The organism is Streptomyces sp. NPDC045778 (assembly GCF_056431945.1).
This window is the reverse complement of the sequence record NZ_JBWKJZ010000013.1, coordinates 33490-54171: the sequence shown is the minus strand read 5'-3', so window position 1 is coordinate 54171 and position 20682 is coordinate 33490. Positions and strand designations below refer to the sequence as shown.

The following is a 20682-nucleotide window of genomic DNA, read 5'->3' as shown; positions in this document are numbered from 1 at the left end:
CTCCTCAGGCCACCGCGGGGGCGAAGCGGTCCACCGCCTTGGTGAGCTGCCCGACCGTCCCGACCGCCGCCGCCGGGATCGCCGGGGCGGTCACCCGGTTGAGGTTGGTCAGGACCCGGCCCGGTCCGACCTCCACGAGGGCACTCACCTCCTCGGCCGCGAGCAGCTCCACCGTCTGCTGCCAGCGCACCGGGGCGGCGAGCTGGCGCCGCAGCAGCTGGCGGGCCTGCGCGCCCGAGTCGACGTACTGCGCCGTGACGTTGGAGATCACCGGCAGCCGGGGCTCGCCGAAGTCCACCGCGTCGAGGTGGGCGCCGAACTCGTCCTCGATGTCCGCCATCAGCGAGCAGTGGAAGGGGGCACCGGTGCGCAGCGGCACCACCCGCTCCGCGCCCGCCTCCGCCGCCCGCCGCGCGAACTCCGCGAGGCCGGGCCCGCTGCCCGAAACCACCGTCTGCCGGGCCGAGTTGTAGTTGGCCATCTCCACCGGCTCCCCGCTCTCGCGGGCGGTCCGCGCGCACAGCTCCGCCACCCGGGCGGACGGCAGGCCCAGGACCGCCGCCATGCCGCCCGGGGTACGCGTGTTGACCCCGGCCATCAACTCCCCGCGGGTGCGTACCAGGCGCAGGGCGCTCTTCCAGTCGAGCACCCCGGCCCACACCAGGGCGGTGTACTCGCCGAGGCTGTGGCCGGCCACCACGTCGGCGGTCAGGCCGCGCTCACGCAGTGCCGCGCCGAAGGCCAGGCTCGTGACGAACACCGCGGGCTGGGTCACCGCCGTGTCGAGCAGCTCGTCCGCGGTGCCCTCGAAGCACAGGCGGCTCAGCGGGAATCCGAGGACGTCATCGGCCTCCCGGAAGTAGGAGCGGGCCGCGGAGTCCTCAAGGCGGGCGAGGTCCGCGCCCATTTTGGAGGTCTGGGAACCCTGTCCCGGGAAAACGAAGGCGTGCCTGCTCATATGCCCCTCAATTCTTGCTCGAAAAGGGTTGATCGGTGCCGCAACAGTACCGGAATTCGATCTGTTGTAAACACCCTTGAATTTCAGCTGTCCGACGCCGCTCCCGATTTTCTCCGCGAAATCGACAAGGTCTGAGAATGGTGTATTGATGACCGAGATGAAAGCCGCAAGCCGAAGTAATGCGTCCGGCTTCGCGCGGCTCACCGGGGGAGAGGCGTGGAAGATCGCCTCGGTCGCGCTCCCGCTCTACGTGACGATGGTGGCCGCGTCCGCCGGGGCCCTGGTGGACACCGCCGTGCTCGGCCGGCACGGCACCGTCTCGCTCGCGGCCTTCGCCGTCACCATGGCCGTGTACGGGCCCGCCGCCGCGGCCGTCTCCGGCGCCATGCGCGGCGTCATGCCGTTCGTCGCCGCCCACAAGGACAGCCCCGGCGAACTCCTGTCGATGGTCCGGCACGCGAAGTGGCTGGGCCTGTGCGTCGGCCTGACCGGAGCGGCGGCGGTCGCCGCGGTCCCGCTGATCGGCCGGGCCGCAGGCGTGCCCGCGAGCACCCTGGACCACCTGGGCGTCTTCCCCGCCCTGCTCGCGCTCAGCCTCGTCATGACCTCGCTCGGGTCCGCGTCCACCTCCACCCTGGTGGGCCTCGGCCGGGGCAAGCAGGTCATGCGGGCCGGACTCGCGGGCACCGCCGCCGCTGTCGTCCTCTCCCTGCTCCTGGTGGGCGGGGCCGGCGGCTTCACGGGACTCGGCCTGCCCGGCGCGGGCCTGGCCATGCTGGCGTCCAGCACCATCAGCGCCTCCTGGGCCCACCGCGCGCTGCGCACCTCGCAGGGCCTCGGCGGCGGCCCGCTCGCCTTCGGCCGCCCGCACCCCCGCGAGATCCTGCGGATCGCCCGGGTGGGCGTGCCGCTGGCCGCCACCGTGCTCATCAAGTTCGCCGTGCTCGGCGTCATCGCGTTCGCCGCGGCCCGCGCGGGCACCCGCAGCGCAGCCGTGCACAGTGTCGCGATCTCCCTGGTCAACCTCACGTTCACCGCGGCCGTCGCGATCGGGCAGGCCACCGTGCCGCTCATGACCGACCACGTACGGGCCGGGGAGACCCGCCGGATCCGCCGGGTGCTGCTCGCGGGCGCGGGCGTGGCGCTCGGCGCGATGGCCGTCCTGGCCACGGCGCTCCTCGTGCTGCGCGACCCGGTGGTGTCCGTCTACACCGACGACGCGGCCCTGCGCGACCGCGTGGTGGCGCTCCTCCCGCTGGTCGTGCTCGTGGTGGCGGCCGACGCGCTCCAGGCGGTCTGCGGGTTCGGCCTCATCGGTCTGAAGCGGACGATGCCCAGCCTCGCCGTCTTCGCCGCCGGCTACGGCGCGCTCGTCCTCGCGGTCCTGCTCATCACGGCGTACGGCGGCGGCCTCACCGCGCTCTGGACAGCGCTGGCCTGCGCCAACCTGCTGCTCCTTGCCGGGCAGGCCTTCTTCTTCCACCGGCACAGCGCGCGGGCGGCCTTCGATGCGAGCTGAGCGCGACCCCTGGTTCCGCAGGTACACCGGGCGCGCCCCGTCCGTCCGCCTGGTGTGCTTCGCCCATGCCGGCGGCACCGCGAGCCTCTTCCACGGCTGGCGCGCCCGGCTCCCCGATCACGTCGAGCTGCTCGCCGTGCAGTATCCGGGCCGCCAGGACCGGCTCCACGAGCCGTGCGCCGAGACCGTGGAGGAGCTGGCCGAGGCGGCCCTCGACGCCCTGGCGCCCGAACTCGGCCTGCCCTTCGCGCTGTTCGGGCACAGCATGGGCGCCGCCGTGGCCCACGAGGCGGCCCGGCTCCTGGAGCGCCGTGGCGGGGCCCGGCCGCTCCGCCTCTTCGTGTCGGGCCGCGGCGCCCAGCACGTGATCCAGCACCTGAACGTGCCCGGTCTCACCGACGCCGAGATCATCGCGTCCGTACGCGCACTCGGCGGGCCCGGCCGCGCGGCGTACGACGACCCGGATCTGCGTGGCGTGCTGCTGTCGCCGCTCCTCGCCGACCACCACCTCCTGAACCGCTACCGGGTGCCGGGGCCGGAACGTCTGCGGACCCCGATATCCGCCTTCGGCGGCGCGGACGACCCGGTCTGCTCCGCGGCGGAGCTGGACGCCTGGCGCGACTGCACAGAGCGATGGTCGGGGGTGCACACATTTCCTGGTGGCCATTTCTATCTGGTGCCCGAAGAGCGGGAAATCGTCGCCCGCATTGTCCGGCAGCTGGGGTGAAGGAGACGCCCGGGCGCCGCTCAGGGCCTCAATATGCCAAGTCCGGTTCTGGCCACAGAAAAGATCTTTTCCAACGGTGGGGGACGGGGCACAGTGGACGAGCCCCGGAAAGCAAGCCGCGGCGCCGCACGGCGCACCGGACCGTCTGCCGAGGGCCGTACGCACGAACAGGGGAGACACCGTGACAGAACGCGCGCCTCGGCTTCGGCACCACCACTTCGGCGGTGCCGGATGAGCCCCCCGGCCCCACCGGTCACCTTGTCGGCCGTCGACGCGTACTTCCCGGACAGGGAAGTCACCGTCGACGACGTCCTGGACGACCACGGCCTGTCCGCCGCCCAGCTCCGCGTCTTCCGCCGCATCCACGGCCTGGACCGGATGCGCCTGGACCCCGGCCTCGCCCTGCTCGACCTGCTCCTGCCCGCCGCCCGCACCGCCCTGGCCGCCGCGGGCGGGCCCGAGCGCGTCCGCCACGTCCTCTACGCGCACGCCGTGCCCCAGGTGGCACCGGTTGGCACCGACACCGCCCGGCTCCTGGCCGACGCCCTCGGCCTCGCGCACGCTGACGCGTTCGCCGTGGTCCACCACAACTGCGCCCAGGCGCTGGTCGCCCTGGACCTCGCCGCGGACCTGCTGCGCGCCGAGGGGGCCGAGGGTGACAGCGCGCTGATCATCTCCGGGGAGCGCGTGTTCACCCCGCTGATCCAACTGGACTACGGACTCGGCCAGTTGCTCGCCGACGGCGCGGCCGCCTGCCTGCTCACCCTGGGCGGCTCCGGCGATGTGATCCGCTCCCACGCGGTGCACAGCGACCCCCGGCCGGCGGGCGAGGGGGAGCAGGCCGGCGAGGCCGGGGTGCGTCACCTCGTCGCCACCATGCGGCGCGCGGTCGCCGACGCGGGGCTCGTCCTTGACGACATCGACCTCGTGCTCCCGCACAACGTGAACAGGACGTTCTGGCGCCAGGCCGCGAAGGCGCTCGGCATCCCCACCGACCAGGTGTTCCTGGAGAACATCCCCCGCTACAGCCACTGCTTCTCGGCCGACCCCCTCATCAACTACAAGACGCTCGACGACGGTGACCGGCTGCGGCCCGGAGGGAACTACCTGATGGCGGCGGTCGGAGTGGGGGGCAGCTACGCCGCCACCGTTCTCACCCGCCCGCCGCGGCCGCTCGCCGAGGCGGACGACCGACCATCCGAAGGCAGTAAGCCATGAATCACAGCACCGTCGTCACCGCCATCGAGGCCGGTGTGTCCGAGGCCCTGCACCAACCGGTGACCGGCCTCACCGACGACACCCGCCTCTTCGAGGACCTGCACCTCGACTCCACCACCAGCCTGGAACTCCTCATTGCCATGGAGGACACGTTCGGCCTCCTCGTCGACCCCGAGGCCCTCGACATGGACGACTTCAGGACCGTGGGCACCTTCGCCGCGTTCGTGCTCCGCGAGATCGCCGCGCAGCAGGGCCACGAGGTGCGTCCTTGACCGCCCGGCCGGCCCTGCGCGCGGCGGCCGCGGTGACCGCCGAGCGGGGCAGCGGCTGGCAGTGGGGCCCGCTGGAGCTGCTCTACCTCCAGGACCTGCACCGCCCCTACGGCGCCCACGTCGACGAGGCGCAGCTGCGCTCCGGCGCCGGGGTCAGCCATCTGGACCTGGCCGAGCGGCTGCTCGCCGACGACCAGGTCGCCGCGGCGGCCCGCGGCGCCGACCTGATCGTCGTCGCCACCACCCTCCCCGACCTCCATCCCTTCACACCGGTCTCGCCCCACCTCCAGGAGCGCCTGGGCGGCACCGGCCGCCGCTTCGCGGTCACCGAGCAGGGCAGCGCGGCGCCCTTCACCGCGCTGCGGATCGCCGCCGCCGGACACCGCGCGGGCCGGGCCCGCACGACGGTCGTCATGATCGCCGAACAGAGCACCCACGCCACACGCGACGAGCGCCTGGCCGCGGCCACCCCGGCCGACGCGGCGGCGCTCCTCGTCCTGGGCGCGGGCGAAGGCCCGGACGTCACCCGCGTCACCGAGGTGCGGGACCCCGACCCCGGCCCCGTCACCGCCGCCCTCGCCCGGGCCGCCGACGGCGCCCACCACCCCCTGATCGTCCTGGGGCCGCACGTCGCCCCGTCCGTACGGGCGCCCGCCGGAGCCGCCGTGCACCGGGTCGCACGGGCCGCCTACGGCGTCGGCGTATGGCGCGAACTCGCCGAACACCACCGCGCGTGGTCGGCGACGTACGACCGGATCGTGCTCTGCGAGACCGACGCGCTCTCGCCGGAGCGCAGCCACCTCCTGGCGCTCGGCGGCGCGCCCCGCCCGTCCGCGGTGCCCTGTCCCAGCGGAAGCGAGGCCCACGCATGACGACCGACCCCCACGTGCGCATCCAGGGACTGCCGGTGTCCGCCCTCGCGGAGGAGTTCGGCACGCCGTTCTTCGTGTACGACGCGGACACCGTACGAGCCGACTACAGCAGGCTCCGGGACGGGCTGAGTCCCTCGGTGGACATCTACTACTCGCTCAAGGCCAACCCGAACGTCAGCGTCAGCGCCTGCCTCCGGGCGCTGGGCGCCGGGGCGGAGGTCTCCTCGGAGACCGAGCTGATCACCGCGCTGCGCGCCGGGTTCGCCCCCGAGGACATCATCTTCCTCGGGCCGGGGAAGAAACCGCGCGAACTGGCGGCGTGCGTCCGCGCCGGCATCCGCGCCGTGGTCTGCGAGTCCCTCGGCGAGCTGCGCCTCCTCGACGGCATCGCCGCCCGGACCGCCATGAGCGGCCCGCTGCCCGTGATGCTCAGGATCAACCCCTCGTTCCCCTCGCCCGGTTCGGGCCTGGCCATGGGGGGCCGGCCGCGCCAGTTCGGCATCGACGCCGAGCTGCTGCGCGGCTCACGCGCCGAGCTGAGCGCCCTGCGGCACCTGCGCGTCGAGGGCATCCACGCCTACGTGGGCACGCGCTTCCTCGACCCCGAGGACGTCACGCAGAACACCAAGGGCATCCTCGCCGAGGCCGCAGACCTCGCCGAAGACCTCCAACTCCCTCTGTACACCGTCGACTTCGGCGGCGGCATCGGCGTCGCCTACTTCGACAACGAGAAGGACCCCGACATCGGGCGGCTCGTCGACGGCATCAACGACGCCGTGGACGACTTCGCCCGCGACCACCCCGACTGCCGCTACATCCTGGAGGCCGGGCGCTACCTCACGGCCGCGTCCGGCACCTACGTGGTCAGGGTGCTCGACGTGAAGGAGTCCATGGGGGAGGCGTTCGCCGTCACCGACGGCGGCACCAACCACCATATGGCGGCCGTCGGCGTCGGCAGCTTCGTGCGCCGCAACTTCCCCCTCACCTCCCTGGACCGGCAGGGCGAGCCCGCGGCCGGCCAGTACACCGTCACCGGGCCGTTGTGCACCCCGACCGACGTCCTGGGCAGGAAGGTCGCGCTGCCCGCCGTCCGGCCGGGCGACCTCCTCGGCGTCGGACGCTCCGGCGCCTACGGGCCCAGCGCTTCACCCGGTCGCTTCCTCAGCCACGGCTACCCGGCCGAAGTGCTCGTCCACCAAGGGCGCGCCCATCTGGTCCGCCGCCGCGACACCCCCGACGACCTGCTGTCGCCGCAGCGGCTCGTGGAGCCGTAGGCCGTGCCGCAGAGCGCACCCGGGCCGGAACTCCTGGTCCGGCCCGGCGTGGACGTCCTGTGCCTGGACGAACTGGACCGCCTCACCACCCGGCCCTGGTTCCTCCGCTACGCCTACAGCGACCGCGAACTCGGCCTCGCCGGGACCCTCGGCCAGGCCCGCAGGCGCGAGTTCCTCGCCGCCCGCTTCGCCGCCAAGGAAGCCGTGGCCAAGGCGCTCGGCCGCGGCTTCGGCCGGGGTCTGGCACCCCGGCACATCGAGATCGACCGCCGGGACGACGGCCGCCCCGAGGTACGGCTCATCGGCCCGGCCACCGCCCACGCGGCCCGCGTCGGCGCGATCACCGTGTCGATCTCCCACAAGAACGGCGTCGCCGTCGCCGTCGCGCTCGCCCACCCCCGCCCGGAGTGAGGAACACCCCCGTGCACACACCCACCGACATCACCGCCCGGATCCGCGTCCGGCTGAGCCAGGCGGACGCCCACTACGGCGGCGACCTCATCGACGGGGCGCGCGTGCTGCGGGTCTTCGGTGACCTGGCCACCGAGATAGGCATCCGCTCCTGCGGCGACGAGGGCCTCCTCGCCGAGTACTCCTCGCTGCGGTTCACCGCACCCGTGCGGCCGGGCGACTACCTCGAGGCGACGGCCCGGCTGAAGCGCCGCTCCCGGTTGCGCTGCCTCATCGAGTTCGAGGCGCATAAGGTGATCGCCGCCCGCTACGACCGGGGCCCCACCACCGCCGAGGTCCTCGATCCGCCGGTCGCGGTCTGCCAGGCGGAGGCCACCCTCGTCCTGCCGTGGGCCGCCGTGGCGTCCACACGGACCGCGCCGACGGGAGACGCACGGTGACCTCCACGCTCCTGCACGACCTGGTCGACGCCGGGGCCCGCGCCTGGCCCGCGAAGCCCGCCCTCTCCGACAGCCGGTGCGTCGTGACCCATGCCGAACTCTCGTCCTGGACACGGGAGTTGGCCGACCTTCTGTACGCCGCCGGGCTGCGGCGCGGCGACCGCGTGGTCATCGCCCTGCCCACCGGGGTGCTCGTACCCGCCCTCGCCTTCGCCGCGTCCCGGCTCGGCGCGGCCTTCTCCATCGTCCACGAACAGGTCCGGGGCGTCCCCCTGGACCACGTACTGGACGACTGCCGTCCCGCCCTGGTGATCTCCGACGACCCCACGGCGCTGGGCGCCGCCAGGGAACGGGGCCTTGGCGCCGTGGCGCCGGAGACGCTGGAGACCGGCGGGCCGGCGGGCCCGGGGCCGGACGGGGCGCCCCTGCCCACACCAGCCCGTGCCTTGGCCTCCGCGTCGGCCCCCGGGCCGGTCCCCACCTCGGCGCCGGGGCCGGCCCCCGCACCAGCCCCCGCCCCGACCGGGTTCGCCGCACCGGCCCCCAGCCCGCCCGGGCCGCCCGCCTCGCCCCCCAGCCGTACCGGCCCGCTGGCCGTCGACGCCCTGTGCCTCATCTACACCTCCGGCACCACCTCGGCGCCCAAGGCTGTCGTCAGCACGCACGCCCAGGCCCTCTTCGCGCTCGACGCCATCCAGTCCGTCCTGCACTACCGGCCGGACGACACCGTGTACTGCCCCCTGCCGCTCTCCTTCGACTACGGCCTCTACCAGGTGTTCCTCGGCGTCCTCTCGGGCGCCCACGTCCGGCTCGGCGACGCCGCCGACTCCGGTCCCGGCCTGCTGAAACGGCTCCTGGAGTGCGAGGCCACGGTGCTGCCCCTGGTGCCCTCGCTCGGCGACAACCTCGCCTGGCTCCTCGGCCGCGCCTCCGGCCGGCGCCCACCGCTGCGGCTGCTCACCAACACCGGAGCGGCCCTGTCCGCCGCCACCCTGGCCCGGCTGCGCGCGACCCTGCCCGCGGCACGGATCCACCTGATGTTCGGCCTGACCGAGTGCAAGCGGGCCACCATCATGCCCGCCGACGGCGACCTCGAACGCCCGGGCTCCTGCGGCCTGCCCCTGCCCGGCACCGAGGTCGTCGCCCTGGACGAGGACGGCGGCGAACTGCCGCCGGGCTCCGTCGGCGAGCTGGCCGTGCGCGGCCCGAACGTCATGGCCGGGTACTGGCGCCGCCCCGAACTCACCGCCCGGCGCTTCCCCCGCCGCCACGGCCTCTTCCCCGAACTGCGCACCGGCGACTACGGCTGGACCGACCCCGACGGCTACGTGTACTTCGACGGCCGCCGCGACGACGTCTACAAGCAGCGCGGGTTCCGCGTCAGCGCCACGGAGGTGGAGGCGGCCGCCCGGCGGGTGCCAGGAGTCACGGGAGCCGCCGTGCTGCCGCCCACCGACTGCCACGCCGCCGAACTCGTCGTGGTCACGGCCCTGGAGCCGCCCGAGGTCATCGGCCTGCTGCGGAAGCAGATCGAACCGGCGAAGATCCCGCCACGCTGCACCGTGGTCGCGGACCTCCCCCTGAACGCCAACGGCAAGGTCGACCGCCGGGCCCTCGCCGACCGGATCGGCCGCCGGACGGACCCGGCCGACCGCGACTGAGGGCGTACCGCGGCGCTTTGCGGGCCGCGCGGACACATCCTGCCAAGGCCGGATCAGTCCGCGGGAGGCCCCTGTCGCCCACCCGCCCGCGACGGCACAGTGGAAGGCGGAGCGAGGGCAGCGGCCCGTCCGGCGAAACGCCCCCCATGTCTCCCCTCCCGCCGTGCCCCCGGACCCCCGTGCCGGTGAGGCGGCGCGCACACCAACGGAAGGAAAGCACCACCATGCAGACCACCCTGTCCCCGCAGTCCGACCCCGGCTCCGGGACCCCCCTGGTCGTGCCCGCCCGCCGAGCGACCAGCGGCGACGGCAGCATCAAGACGGTGTGGCGCCTCTCCGACGGCAACCAGGTGGAGAGCCTGTCCTTCACGCTGGGCGACGCGGGTTCGCACGCCACCCCCGACGGCCGCGTCGCCACTCCGGTGCAGGAGTCGCGGGGCCACGTCGTCTGCGTGTCGAGCCAGGCCGGCTGCAACGTGGCCTGCACCTTCTGCGCCACAGGGCTCATGCCGATGCGCCGGAACCTGACGGCCGAGGAGATCGTGGACCAGGTGCGCCAGACCCGGCTCCTGGAGGAGCGGGACGTACCCTCGCGGGTCATCTTCGCGGGCATGGGCGAGCCGCTGCTCAACCTCGACGAGGTGCTGCGCGCGGTGTCCCTGCTGGAGGCGGAGCCCGGCGTCGCGCACATCTCGGTGTCGACCATGGGCGTCCTGCCCGCCCTCGACCGGCTGGCCGAAGAGGCGCCGTCCGTCGACCTGTTCCTGTCCCTGCACGCCACGACGGACGAGGTGCGCGACCGCCTCGTCCCGCTGAACAAGGCCACCCCCATCGCGGACATCCTGCGCTCGGCGGAGAACTTCGCCCGGACCCACGGCCGCGTCACCGACGTCAGCTACCTGCTGTTCAACGGCGTCAACGACAGCGACGCGGACGCCGACCGGCTCATCGCGCTCCTGGACCCGCGCTGCTTCCGCGTCCAGCTGCTGCTGTGGAACGAGGTCCCCGGACTGCCCTTCAGCCGCGTCGACGAGGACGTCATCCTGCGCTTCCGCGAGCGCCTGCTCGCCGGCGGCCTGCCCACCTACATCATGCCCAGCAAGGCCCAGGACATCGACGGCGGCTGCGGCCAGATGCTCACCGAGGCGGCCAAGGAACACCGCGTCGCCCGCTCCCACAAGGCCATGCTTCCCCTCGTCTGAGGAGCCCTCGTGTCCCCGACGTACCCGACGTACCCGACGTACCCGACCAGCCTCACCGGCCGGCTCTACGCCATCAGACCCCTGGGCAAGCGGCTGGCCTTCGCCGAGCTGCGCTGCCCGGACCGGACGTACCTCTGTGTGTTCCCCGGCCGCCCCGACGTCACGGAGGAGAGCGTCGTCCGCGTCACCGGCACGCTCCGGCCGGCCGAGAGGTCACACAAGTTCGCCGAGGAGATCCACGTCGACGGCTTCGAGGTGCTCGCGGCGAACACGGTCGGCACCTCCGCCCGGATGCGGCAGCTGCCGTACACCAGGGAGATCCTCGCCGAACAGCACGTCTACATGCGCCTGCCGGAGGTCCGCGACCGGCTCCTGAAGAAGTGGACGGCCATCAAGTCCGTCCGCGACCTGATGGAGGAGGAGCGGTACGTCGAGGTCCAGTCGCCCCGGATCGTCGGCAGCATGGCGGACGGCCCGACCCTGAAGTTCAAGGTGGACTTCTTCGGCCGCGAGGCCTACCTGACGCTGAGCAACCTGCTCTACCACACCGCCTTCGTGGCGGGCGACTTCACGTCGGTCTTCGAGATCTCCCCGCTCTTCCGCGCCGACATCAACCACAGCTCCCAGCACCTGAGCGAGTTCCTCATCCTGGAGGTGACCGCGGCCCACCGGGGAAGGGACGACATGATCGGCCTGTCGAACCGGATCGTGCGCCGGGTCTGCGAGCACACCGGCGCGCCGCTGCCCGAGGGACACCTGGACGACATCCCCGTCGTCACCTACCAGGACGTGCTCGCCATCACGGAGAAGGACGAGGACTGCCAGGACCTGCGGCCGGGGCACCGCATCAAGCGGTACCACGCGCGATCCGTCTCCCGGCACCTGGGCCGCACCCTGTTCTGGGTCGTCGACATGCCCGCCCGCCACAAGGCGTTCTTCTCCTCCACCCGCCACGAGCCGCTCGCCGGAGCCGAAGTGGCCGACGACTTCCGGCTCTACTGGGACGAGGTCGACATCATCGACGGCGGCGAGCGGGTCACCTCCCCGCGGCGCCTGCTGGAGCGCATGGCGGAGCAGAACCTCGACCCGGAGCACTTCGCCTACTACGTCCACGTCCTCAGGAGCGGCCTGCCGCCGTTCACCGGCTTCGGCATGGGGATCGACCGGCTCCTGGCCAAGTGCCTGGGCCTGGGCAACACGCGCCAGCTGGTCCCCTTCCCCCGGTTCATCGACCACCTCGAGCCGTAGCGACCCCGCGCGTCCGCGCCCCCGCCCGCACGTCCCGTACGGAAGGAACATCATGCAAGCCCAGGCCCAGGAGGCGCTCCGCATCGCGGACCGCACGCTCGTCCCGGTCGACGACCTGGAGACCTACCTCCGGTACGCCCGCGAGGCCGGGCGGCCGGGCGCCGCGCTGCCCGTCCTCGCCGGGCACTGGGAGCGGCTGCGGACCACGCTCGCCACCCTGCCGACGGTGTCCGAGGTCTCCCGCAGGCCCTGGCACGGCGCCGTGTTCGTCCAGGACGGCGCGTCCGGCGCCGAGGGCGCGGCGTACGCGGCGGTCGGCGAACTCCTCGCCGGGGTCACCGGGCGCCCGCTGCTGCGCGGCGGCTTCGAGGCCGCGCTCGCGCACAGCCTCCGGGAGCCGGCGACCCTGGTGGCGGGGGCCGCGGCCGTCACCCCCGAGCAGTTCGCCTCGATCCCGCACGACGCGCGACTCGGGCTGTTCGTGACCCGCAGCGCCGACGTGGCCTCCGCCCTCGCCGTGCGCACCGTCCTGCACGGCCCGGCCGCCGCGGCCGACTGGGACGACCTGTCCTTCGACGCGGTGACCGTCGACGCACCCACGCCCCGGCGGCTCGTGGGCGTGGCCGCGACCCCGGTCACGCTGCGGGAGGCGATCGGCCCGGGCGTGGCGATGCTGGCGGGCCGAAGCCACGCGCGGGACTGCGTGATGCACCTCAACGGCGGGGGGATCTGCGGGCGCGCGGAGCCCGACCCGCTGGGGCCCCTGCCGCTGCCGGCCGCCGGCGCCTTCCGCGGGCACCCGACGTCCTGCCAGCAGGGTGCGGGCTGCTGGCGCGCCGACGTGGAGGTCGAGCAGCACGTGCGCGCGGCCGAGGTGCGGGCCGCGTTCGCAGTCCTGGACGGATGCCGTCTGGCCGTCGCGGGCGAGGGCCCGGTCATGGCCGATGTGTCCGTGCCGCTGTCCATGCTCGAAGGCACCGCCGTAGCCGTCGCCACCGGCACCGGGATCCGCAAGGGCGCGGGGCACGCCGGGCAGCTCTTCCAGGGCCTGATGCGCGGCGGCCTGCCGCTCGGGCGTGCCCTGGCCGAGGTCAACGGCGTCATCGAGGCCGAGCCGGACGCGATGGGCCGGCTTGTGCTCTTCGGCGACGCGGGCCTCGCCCCCGTCCCGGACGGCACGGTCGCCACGGTGACCTGCCCGCCAGGTCCGGGCGGCGCGCACCTGGCGGCCGGGCCCGCGGCCGTCCTGGTCGAGGGCGGCCCGGTCCTCGCCGACGACGCCGCGGGCCCGGTGGCCCTGGCCCGCCTCGACGGGGTGTCGAGCTGGGCGCTCACGGGCGCGGCGGGCCGCGGCGCGGGGCGTGTCCTTCCGGTACGGGCCGGCATCGACCGCCGGTGGGCGCGGCGCGTCTCGCCCTGGCTCGACCGGCTGCGCGGCCTTCAAGACGTCGGTGTGCAGGCGGATTTCACCGCGCTCGACGAGGTCCGCCGTACGGCCGCGCAGGCACTGCACGCTCGTGCCACGGCCACCCGCGCCGCCGAGGCGCTGGCGGCGCTCGACGCCTTCGAGCAGGCGGTGCGCGACCTCACCGCGTTCCAGTCCCGGCTCGTGCGCGCCGAGACCGACTGGATCGCCGGGAACTTCTCCAGCTACGTGGACGGCTGGCGCCGCCCCTGGCTGGTCCGGGCGGACGACGCTCCGCGGAACTGCCCGCAGTGCGGCGGCCGGACCGCGACCGCCCACCTGGTGCGGCCAGCGGCCGGAGCGGCCGGGGAGCTGCTCTACCTCATCTGCGCGCGCTGCGGCGAAGTCGCCGCGGGCAGCCCGGAGATCGGTGTCGGCATCGAAGTGCTGCTGCCGTCCGAGGTGCGGCGCGGAACGGACTTCGCGCTCGGCGTCGCCCTGTCGGCGCCCGCCGACCGGCCCGTCACGGTCGCGGTGGGGGCCGCCGTCTCGAACGAGCCCCTGGTGCACTGCCGGCTCAACGCCCGCTCGGAGGTCGAACTGCGGGCGGGGGAGCGGAAGGTCGTCGAGTTCACCGGCCGCAGTGACGCCGTGGAGACCCGGCCCGACCAGCATCCGCTCAAGGTCGTGGTCGCCGCCGACGGCGCGGTCCGCTGCTTGACCAGGGGCCTGTGGCTGCGCGCTTGAAAAGTCCGGGCCCGCGGGCCCGGGACACAGAGGAGATCACGGATACACATGTCGCTGCTGACCGACGTACGGAAGCTGCCAGGGCCCTGCCGCGGGCTCCTGCTGCTCAGCCTGGTGAACAACCTCGGGACCGGCCTGGTCATGCCGTTCCTCGTCGTCTACGTCCACGAGGTGCGGGGCCTTGATGTCACCGTCGCGACCACCGCGCTCGCGTGCTTCTCCGGCGCCGCCGTCCTGGGCGCCCCCGTGGCGGGCTGGCTGGCGGACCGCAGCGGCGCCCGGCCCGTGGCCGCCCTCGCGATGCTGGTCCAGGCGGTCGGCTACGCCGGTTACGCGTGGGCCACCGACGCCGTCGGCTTCGCCGCCACCGCGTCCGCCGCGGGCCTGGGCGTGGGCGGCCTCGCCGCCTGGTACACCCTCCTCGCGGAGGCCGCTCCCGAGGGCATGACCTCCGTCGTCTTCGGCCTCAGCTACAGCGTCGGGAACGCGGCGATGGGGCTCGGCGGCCTCGCCGCTGCCGCCGTCGTCTCGGTGACCCGCCCCGCGTCCTTCCAGGTCCTGTACGTCGCCGACGCCGCGACCTGCCTCCTGGTGGCCGTCCTGCTGCTCCGGCTCCGCACCCCGGTACGGGAGGCACCCGCCCCCGCCGGGACCGGTCGTGTCCCGGCGACGGCCTCGTACGCCGTGGTCTACCGCAGCGCCGGGTTCATGGCCGTGCTGCTCATCGGCGGGCTTCTCCTTGCCTCCAGCTTCGCGCAGCTGGAGTCCGGCCTCCCCGCCTACCTCACCCAGGAAGCAGGCGTCACACCACGGCAGTTGGGGCTGGTCTTCGCCCTCGACACCGCCGCGATCATCGTCTCCCAGCTCTTTCTGCACGACCTGCTCAAACGGACCCGGCCCAGCCCGCTGATCGCCTGCGCGGGCGGACTGTGGGCCCTCTCCTGGACGCTGGTGGCCCTGGCGGCGCGGCTCGACGGTGACATGGCGCGGCTCGCCGCGGTCGGGGTGGCCGTCGTCGTCTTCGGCACCGCCTCCACGTGCTTCGTGGCGGGGATGCCGACACTCGTGAACCAGCTGGCGCCGCCGGGGGCCCGCGGGCGCTACAACGCCGCTTGGAGCATGGCCAAGTCGATCGGCTTCATGGCCGGCCCGCTCACCGCGGGCGCCTTCCTGGACCGGGGCCTCGGCACCGCGTACCTCGTCGGCCTCGCCGTGATCTGCGCGGCGACCGCCCTCGCCCACACCGCGTCCGGCCTGTGGCTCCGTACGGGTTCCCGCGCATTTCCCGAAAGGGACCGCGCACCCCGTGTCACGGAGGAACCGACGCGCTCCGTGTGAACGGAGTTTTAATTCTCCGACCCCGACCAGGCGCCGCCCAGAAGGCTGTTGAGGCCGTCGAAACGCGCGTGTAGGGTGAGGGCAAAGCGATGACGGAGACGAGTAGTCACCGGACACGGGTGAGAGCGAGAGAGCCGCCGGCAGCTGAGAAGGCGGACTCACCCCCGGGCGGCGAAGACCCTCCCGAGCGCGAGGAGAAAAGGTGTTCCCACCCAATGCCTCGCCGGACGGCCCCCGTTATCGGGCCCATCGAGGCCGATTCCTTTCCGGTGTCGGCGAAAGTGTGGTGGCACCGCGAGTTCCCTTATCGCCCACACTCCCAAGGGATCAGCATTCACTCACCAGGGGTTGATGATGATCTCCCAGCAGACGACGGGCCCCGGCCCGAGCCGAGTCCTCGCCGCAGACCTCTCCCGGTACGCCGGACATGACGTGGTCGTCGAGGGCTGGCTGCACCGCAAGCGCGCCCTGAAGTCCGTGGTCTTCCTGGTCCTGAGGGACCGCTCCGGGCTGTCCCAGGTGGTGCTCACCGACCCGCCCGCCATGGCCGGGGCCGACGGCCTCACCGAGGAGACGGTCCTGCGGGTCCGCGGCACCGTGACCGAGAACCCGCAGGCGCCCGGCGGCTGCGAAGTGACCTCCCCTGAGGTCACCGCCCTGTCGGGACCCGCCGCGGCCCCGCCCTTCGACCTCTACCGGCCCGCGGTGCCCGCCACCTTGCCGACCGTCCTGGACCACGCCCCGGTGGCCCTGCGCCACCCGCGCCTGCGCGCCCCGCACGCCATCGCCGCCGCGTCGGTCGCGGGCTTCCGCTCGGCCCTCGACGCCCGCGGCTTCACCGAGATCCACACGCCGAAGGTGGTGGCCTCCGCCACGGAGTCGGGCGCCGACGTCTTCGCCATCGACTGGTTCGGGAGCGAGGCCTATCTGGCCCAGTCCCCGCAGTTCTTCAAGCAGGCCATGGTCGGCGTGTTCGAGCGGGTCTACGAGACCGGGCCGGTCTTCCGCGCCGAACCCCACGACACCGCGCGTCACCTCGCCCAGTACACATCGCTCGACGTGGAACTCGGCTTCGTCACCGACCACCGCGAGGTCATGGCGGTCCTGCGGGACGTCCTGGCCGCGATGGCCGACGCGGTCACGGGGCGCGCCGCCGCCGAGTGCGCCCTGCTCGACGTCGACGTCCCCCGCGTGCCGGAGCGCATACCGGAGATCCACTTCGCCGACGCCCAGGAGCTGATCGCGCGGCACACCGACAAGGACCCGCGCGGCGAACCCGACCTCGCGCCCGCCCACGAACGCTTCCTGTCCGCGTGGGCGCTGCGCGAGCACGGCAGCGAGTTCCTGTTCGTGACCGGCTACCCGATGGCCAAGCGGCCCTTCTACACCCACCCCGAGCCGGGGCGCGAAGAGTACTCGAACAGCTTCGACCTGCTCTTCCGCGGCCTCGAACTCGTCACCGGCGGACAGCGGCTGCACCGCTACGAGGACTATCTGGACGCGCTTCAGCGGCGCGGCGAGTCACCCGAGCCGTACGCCGGCTATCTGGCCGCCTTCCGCCACGGCATGCCCCCTCACGGCGGCTTCGCCCTCGGCCTGGAACGCTGGACCGCCCGCCTCACCGGCGCGGACAACATCCGCCGCACCACGCTCTTCCCGCGTGACCTGCACCGACTGACTCCCTGACCCCGGGGCCCCGCCGCATGTACCTAGTCCACGCCCGACTGGGTCCCGCCCGCGACACCGGCCTGCCCCCCGAAGCGGCGGCGTTGGTGCGCCGGTGTGCCCAGCCCAGGGACGGCGTGGAGTTCGTCGTGGCCCACCCCGAGGCGCGGGGTGGGCCCGTCGTCGGCCTCTTCCTCCTCGCCCCGACCCTGGAACTCGCCGAGAGCGCCGCCGAACGCGTCTGCCTGCGCGCCCTGACCCGCTTCCCGGCCTTCCACGGATTCGCCCTGCTCTCGTGCGCCGTCGCCATGCCGATGGCCTATTTCGAGAAACTCTTCGAGGACTCGGGCGAACCGTCCCCCTAGTGCCGCGCACAGGGCGTGGACGCATCAGGTCACGACCGAATCAGTCCGACGGGAAAGCCTTTTCCCGATGCGCAGGTGCGGGCACAGTGGGTCGGGCAGGAAGAAGTCCCACGCATTCCAGGGATTCTTCGCGCTCTCGATCCCCTGACCTTGAACGGGAATTGACACATGCCTGTCGTGAAAAGAATTCAGACCGCCCTCGCCGCGTGTGCCCTCACCGCGCTCGTCGCCCTTCTGTTCGCGGCGTACACCGCCGAATCCGGTGACATCACGTCCCGGACGGCCGTGACGGCGGCCGCCTCCGACGTGACGTGGGGCAGCTGACCGGAACACCGCCCCCAGGGCATTCGCGCATCGGCATTCGAGAAGAGAGTCAGGAGACACACCCGTGCCCGTCATGGAGAAGTTCTCGCACGGTGGATGGCGTCCCGCGACGGACAGATTCATCAAGATCATGGACGATCCGTTCTACCGCACCCTCATCGACCTCCAGGACCTGCTGACCGTCCGCACCGCGTCCTTCTGGCACCAGCGGCAGGTGAAGGCCCTCCACCTGCCCATCACCACCGGCAGCGTGTCCAGCCCCATGGGCCTGGGCAGCGACTCGTCGCCGGTGGCCGTCGACCTCTTCGGCCAGCACACCTACCTGGCCGACTCCATGCAGTTCATGCTGGAGTACGGCTGCCGCTTCAACCCGCGCGGCGCCTGGTACCTCATGCCGAGCTTCCGCGGCGAGGACGCGGACGAGACGCACCTCAACCAGTTCTTCCACAGCGAGGCCGAGATCGAGGGCGGCCTGGACGACGTCGTCGCGGTCGTCGAGGACTATCTGCGAACCCTGGCCCGTGCCGTCCTGGACGCACTCGGCGACGAGGTCGCCGCCCACGCCGGCGGCACCGGCCACCTGGCCCGCATGGCGGATCTCACCACCTTCCCCCGCATGACCCTCGACGAAGCGATACGCCACCTCGGCCCCGACCCCCTCGCGGTCGAAGTGGCCGACGGCTGGCGCACGTTGACACGCCACGGGGAGCGCCGCCTGATGGCCGAGGTCAGCCCGGTCCTGTGGGTCACCCACTTCGACCACCTCTCGGTGCCCTTCTACCAGGGCTACGGCGACGCCGACCGGCGCACCTCGCTCAGCGCCGACCTGCTCTTCGGCGTCGGCGAGGTGGTCGGCGCCGGCGAACGGCACACCACCGGCGAGCAGGTGCGCACCGCGCTGTCCCAGCACGGCGTCGCCGAGGCCGACTACCAGTGGTACGTCGACATGAAGGACGCCCGCCCCATGCGCACCGCGGGATTCGGCCTCGGCGTGGAGCGCTGGCTGCTGTGGGTCCTCAACCGCTGGGACATCCGCGAACTGCAACTCGCCCCGCGCCTCAACGGCGTGGCCATCGCCCCGTGACGGGCCCCCTCCTGATGCCCCCGCCGCTGCGGCCCGGGGACCGCGTCGCCGTGGTGAGCCCCTCCTGGGGCGGCGCCGGCCTCTTCCCCCGCCGCTTCGAGCGCGCGCTGACCGCGCTGCGGACGGCCACCGGGCTCGTCCCCGTCGTGATGCCGCACGCACGCGACAGCCTGGACTGGCGGTCGGCGAGCGCCGAGGACCGCGCGGCCGACCTGACAGCGGCCTTCACCGACCCCGCGATCCGGGGCGTGATCTGCGCGATCGGCGGCGACCACGCGGCTCAGGTGCTGCCGCTGCTCGACCTCGACGCCCTGCGCGCCGACCCGAAACCCCTCATCGGTTACTCGGACACCACCGTCCTCAACCACGCGCTGTACGCGGCGGGCCTCAGCAGCTTCTACGGGCCCGCGCTGCTGCCCCAGTTCGGCGAGTACCCCGCGCCCGACCCGTACACGGTGGAGCACTTCCGCCGCGTGGTGATGGGCGACGGCGACGGCCCGGCGGGCCCGGTGCCCGTCTCCCCTGACGTGGTCGAGGAGTACCTGGACTGGGCGGCCGAGGAGACGCGGCCCCGCGAGCGCAGGCCCGCCCCGCCGCGCCGCGCACTGCGGCCCGGCACGGGCGGCGGGCCGCTGCTCGCCGGCTGCCTGCCCAGCGCGCTCCAGCTCCTGGGCACCCCCTGGCAGCCCGACTACCGGGGACACGTACTCGTGCTCGATGTGCCGGACGGCGGCTACGGCGTGGCCGACGCCGACCGCGACCTGACCCAGCTGCGCAACGCGGGCCTGCTCGCGCGGCTCGGCGGACTGGCCGTCGGCCGGCTGCGGCTGTCCTCCGAGGAGGAGGACCGCAGGGTGCACGAGGCCGTGCTGCGCGCCGTCCGCGACTACGACTACCCGGTCCTCGCCAACATCGAATGCGGGCACACCGACCCGATGGCGACCCTGCCTCTGGGAGCCGACTGCGTCCTGTCGGGCACGCGCCTCGCACTGCGCCCGCCCGTCACCGCCCCACCGGCCCCCGGAGCCTGAACGGCCCCGTCGCGGGCCCCGCACCCGCCCCACCCCTTCCGAGACCGAAAGCTGTGTACTGATGACTGACGGCCCTGTCGCGACCCTGGACGAGATCCGCTCGTACTTCAACGGAAAGGCCGACGCCTACGACGACGTCGACGCCCAGCCGTACTGGGTGCTCTCCGACGAACTGCTGTGGTCCGCGCTCACGGAGTACGTCCTGCCCCGGCTGCCCGAGGGCTTCCGCTTCCTCGACGCGGGCGGCGGCACCGGACGCTGGTCCCACCGCTTCGCCACGGCCCGCCCCGACGCCACCGGCGTGCTGTACGACCTCACGCCCGCCATGTTCGGCCACGCCCGCGCCAAGGCCGAGCGGCACGGCTACGCCGACCGCCTGGTCTGCCGCGAGGGCGACCTGGGCCGCGTGGGCGAGGAACTGGGAGGGGAGGGCTTCGACCTCATCTTCAACTTCCACAACGTCCTCGGCTTCGTGGACTCCCCGGCCGACGTCGTCAAGCAGCTCGCCGGCCTGCTCAAGCCGGGCGGACTCCTGGTGTCCTTCGTCCCGAGCCGCTGGCACGCCGCGTGGTTCAACCTCACCCTCGGCCAGACGGCGGAGGCCGGGCGCAACCTCGAAGGCCGGGGGCGCTTCACCGACACCATGCCGGACATGCATCTGTTCACCCCCGAGCAGCTGCGGGCCATGAACGAGGACGCGGGCCTGCGGGTCGACCTCACCACCGGCTTCCCCGTACTGCTCTACCCCGGCTACCAGGAGACCCAGATCAGCGGCTCGACCCGGTCGCTCGCCGAACTCCTGGGCGACCGCGCCGCCTTCGAGGAGGTGTTCGCCCTGGAGCGGGGCCTGCTCGGCACCGCCGACGCGGTGGGGCGCGGCAACAACCTCTTCGTCCTGGCCTCGCGCCCCGCCCGCTGACC

General features: G+C 73.4%; 20 protein-coding genes. 19 read left to right on the top strand and 1 reads right to left on the bottom strand.

The annotated features are described in order from the left end of the window. Positions 1–4: 4 nt before the first annotated feature. On the bottom strand, positions 5–958 hold the full coding sequence (gene fabD, locus AC07GB_RS18460) for an ACP S-malonyltransferase (RefSeq protein WP_478846611.1): 954 nt from the start codon (positions 956–958) through the stop codon (positions 5–7). 148 nt (positions 959–1106) lie between these two features. Here fabD and AC07GB_RS18455 point away from each other — a divergent pair, with 148 nt between their 5' ends. The 19 genes from AC07GB_RS18455 to AC07GB_RS18365 all read left to right on the top strand — a co-directional run bounded on the left by AC07GB_RS18455 (position 1107) and on the right by AC07GB_RS18365 (position 20680). Then, the gene (locus AC07GB_RS18455; RefSeq protein ID WP_478846609.1) at positions 1107–2477 is read left to right on the top strand and encodes an MATE family efflux transporter; all 1371 of its coding nucleotides are present in this window, start codon (positions 1107–1109) and stop codon (positions 2475–2477) included. Then, complete coding sequence (locus tag AC07GB_RS18450) at positions 2467–3204, top strand: thioesterase II family protein (RefSeq protein WP_478846607.1); 738 nt, start codon at positions 2467–2469, stop codon at positions 3202–3204. Before AC07GB_RS18455 ends, AC07GB_RS18450 begins: the two co-directional genes overlap by 11 nt. 492 nt (positions 3205–3696) lie before the next feature. Then, positions 3697–4422 carry a 3-oxoacyl-[acyl-carrier-protein] synthase III C-terminal domain-containing protein gene (locus tag AC07GB_RS18445; protein WP_478846605.1) on the top strand — a complete coding sequence of 242 codons (726 nt, stop codon included), beginning with the start codon at positions 3697–3699 and terminating at the stop codon, positions 4420–4422. Further along, positions 4419–4694, top strand: coding sequence for an acyl carrier protein (locus tag AC07GB_RS18440; RefSeq protein ID WP_478846603.1), 276 nt, complete (start codon positions 4419–4421; stop codon positions 4692–4694). The genes AC07GB_RS18445 and AC07GB_RS18440 overlap by 4 nt, the downstream gene beginning before the upstream one ends. Then, positions 4691–5566 carry a hypothetical protein gene (locus AC07GB_RS18435; protein WP_478846601.1) on the top strand — a complete coding sequence of 292 codons (876 nt, stop codon included), beginning with the start codon at positions 4691–4693 and terminating at the stop codon, positions 5564–5566. Before AC07GB_RS18440 ends, AC07GB_RS18435 begins: the two co-directional genes overlap by 4 nt. Continuing rightward, a complete protein-coding gene (locus tag AC07GB_RS18430; protein ID WP_478846599.1) occupies positions 5563–6840 on the top strand; it encodes a type III PLP-dependent enzyme in 1278 nt (425 codons plus the stop codon). The genes AC07GB_RS18435 and AC07GB_RS18430 overlap by 4 nt, the downstream gene beginning before the upstream one ends. Before the next feature lie 3 nt (positions 6841–6843). After that, the gene (gene acpS / locus AC07GB_RS18425) at positions 6844–7251 is read left to right on the top strand and encodes a holo-ACP synthase (RefSeq protein WP_478846598.1); all 408 of its coding nucleotides are present in this window, start codon (positions 6844–6846) and stop codon (positions 7249–7251) included. An 11-nt stretch (positions 7252–7262) separates the two neighbouring features. Continuing rightward, positions 7263–7691 carry a hotdog domain-containing protein gene (locus AC07GB_RS18420; protein ID WP_478846596.1) on the top strand — a complete coding sequence of 143 codons (429 nt, stop codon included), beginning with the start codon at positions 7263–7265 and terminating at the stop codon, positions 7689–7691. Then, positions 7688–9352, top strand: a complete 1665-nt coding sequence (locus tag AC07GB_RS18415; RefSeq protein WP_478846594.1) for a class I adenylate-forming enzyme family protein — start codon at positions 7688–7690, stop codon at positions 9350–9352. Before AC07GB_RS18420 ends, AC07GB_RS18415 begins: the two co-directional genes overlap by 4 nt. Positions 9353–9576: 224 nt before the next feature. Beyond that, positions 9577–10554: a radical SAM protein gene (locus AC07GB_RS18410; RefSeq protein WP_478846592.1), complete on the top strand. Its 978-nt coding sequence runs from the start codon at positions 9577–9579 to the stop codon at positions 10552–10554. Positions 10555–10563: 9 nt separating this feature from the next. Then, positions 10564–11802, top strand: coding sequence for an amino acid--tRNA ligase-related protein (locus AC07GB_RS18405; RefSeq protein WP_478846590.1), 1239 nt, complete (start codon positions 10564–10566; stop codon positions 11800–11802). 52 nt (positions 11803–11854) lie between these two features. Further along, the gene (locus AC07GB_RS18400) at positions 11855–13954 is read left to right on the top strand and encodes a hypothetical protein (RefSeq protein WP_478846588.1); all 2100 of its coding nucleotides are present in this window, start codon (positions 11855–11857) and stop codon (positions 13952–13954) included. Positions 13955–14002: 48 nt separating this feature from the next. Then, positions 14003–15292, top strand: a complete 1290-nt coding sequence (locus AC07GB_RS18395) for an MFS transporter (RefSeq protein ID WP_478846586.1) — start codon at positions 14003–14005, stop codon at positions 15290–15292. A gap of 354 nt (positions 15293–15646) precedes the next feature. After that, positions 15647–16978: an aspartate--tRNA(Asn) ligase gene (aspS, locus tag AC07GB_RS18390; protein ID WP_478846584.1), complete on the top strand. Its 1332-nt coding sequence runs from the start codon at positions 15647–15649 to the stop codon at positions 16976–16978. A gap of 17 nt (positions 16979–16995) precedes the next feature. Beyond that, entirely contained in the window at positions 16996–17322 is a 327-nt protein-coding gene (locus AC07GB_RS18385) for a hypothetical protein (RefSeq protein ID WP_478846582.1), read from the top strand. A 177-nt stretch (positions 17323–17499) separates the two neighbouring features. Continuing rightward, positions 17500–17646 (top strand): hypothetical protein, encoded by a 147-nt coding sequence (locus tag AC07GB_RS18380; protein ID WP_478846580.1) that lies wholly within the window; start codon positions 17500–17502, stop codon positions 17644–17646. A 73-nt stretch (positions 17647–17719) separates the two neighbouring features. Then, positions 17720–18730, top strand: coding sequence for an amino acid--tRNA ligase-related protein (locus AC07GB_RS18375; protein WP_478846898.1), 1011 nt, complete (start codon positions 17720–17722; stop codon positions 18728–18730). After that, on the top strand, positions 18727–19761 hold the full coding sequence (locus AC07GB_RS18370) for a S66 family peptidase (RefSeq protein ID WP_478846578.1): 1035 nt from the start codon (positions 18727–18729) through the stop codon (positions 19759–19761). The genes AC07GB_RS18375 and AC07GB_RS18370 overlap by 4 nt, the downstream gene beginning before the upstream one ends. A 61-nt stretch (positions 19762–19822) precedes the next feature. Next, complete coding sequence (locus AC07GB_RS18365) at positions 19823–20680, top strand: class I SAM-dependent methyltransferase (protein ID WP_478846576.1); 858 nt, start codon at positions 19823–19825, stop codon at positions 20678–20680. The last annotated feature ends 2 nt before the right edge of the window (positions 20681–20682 follow it).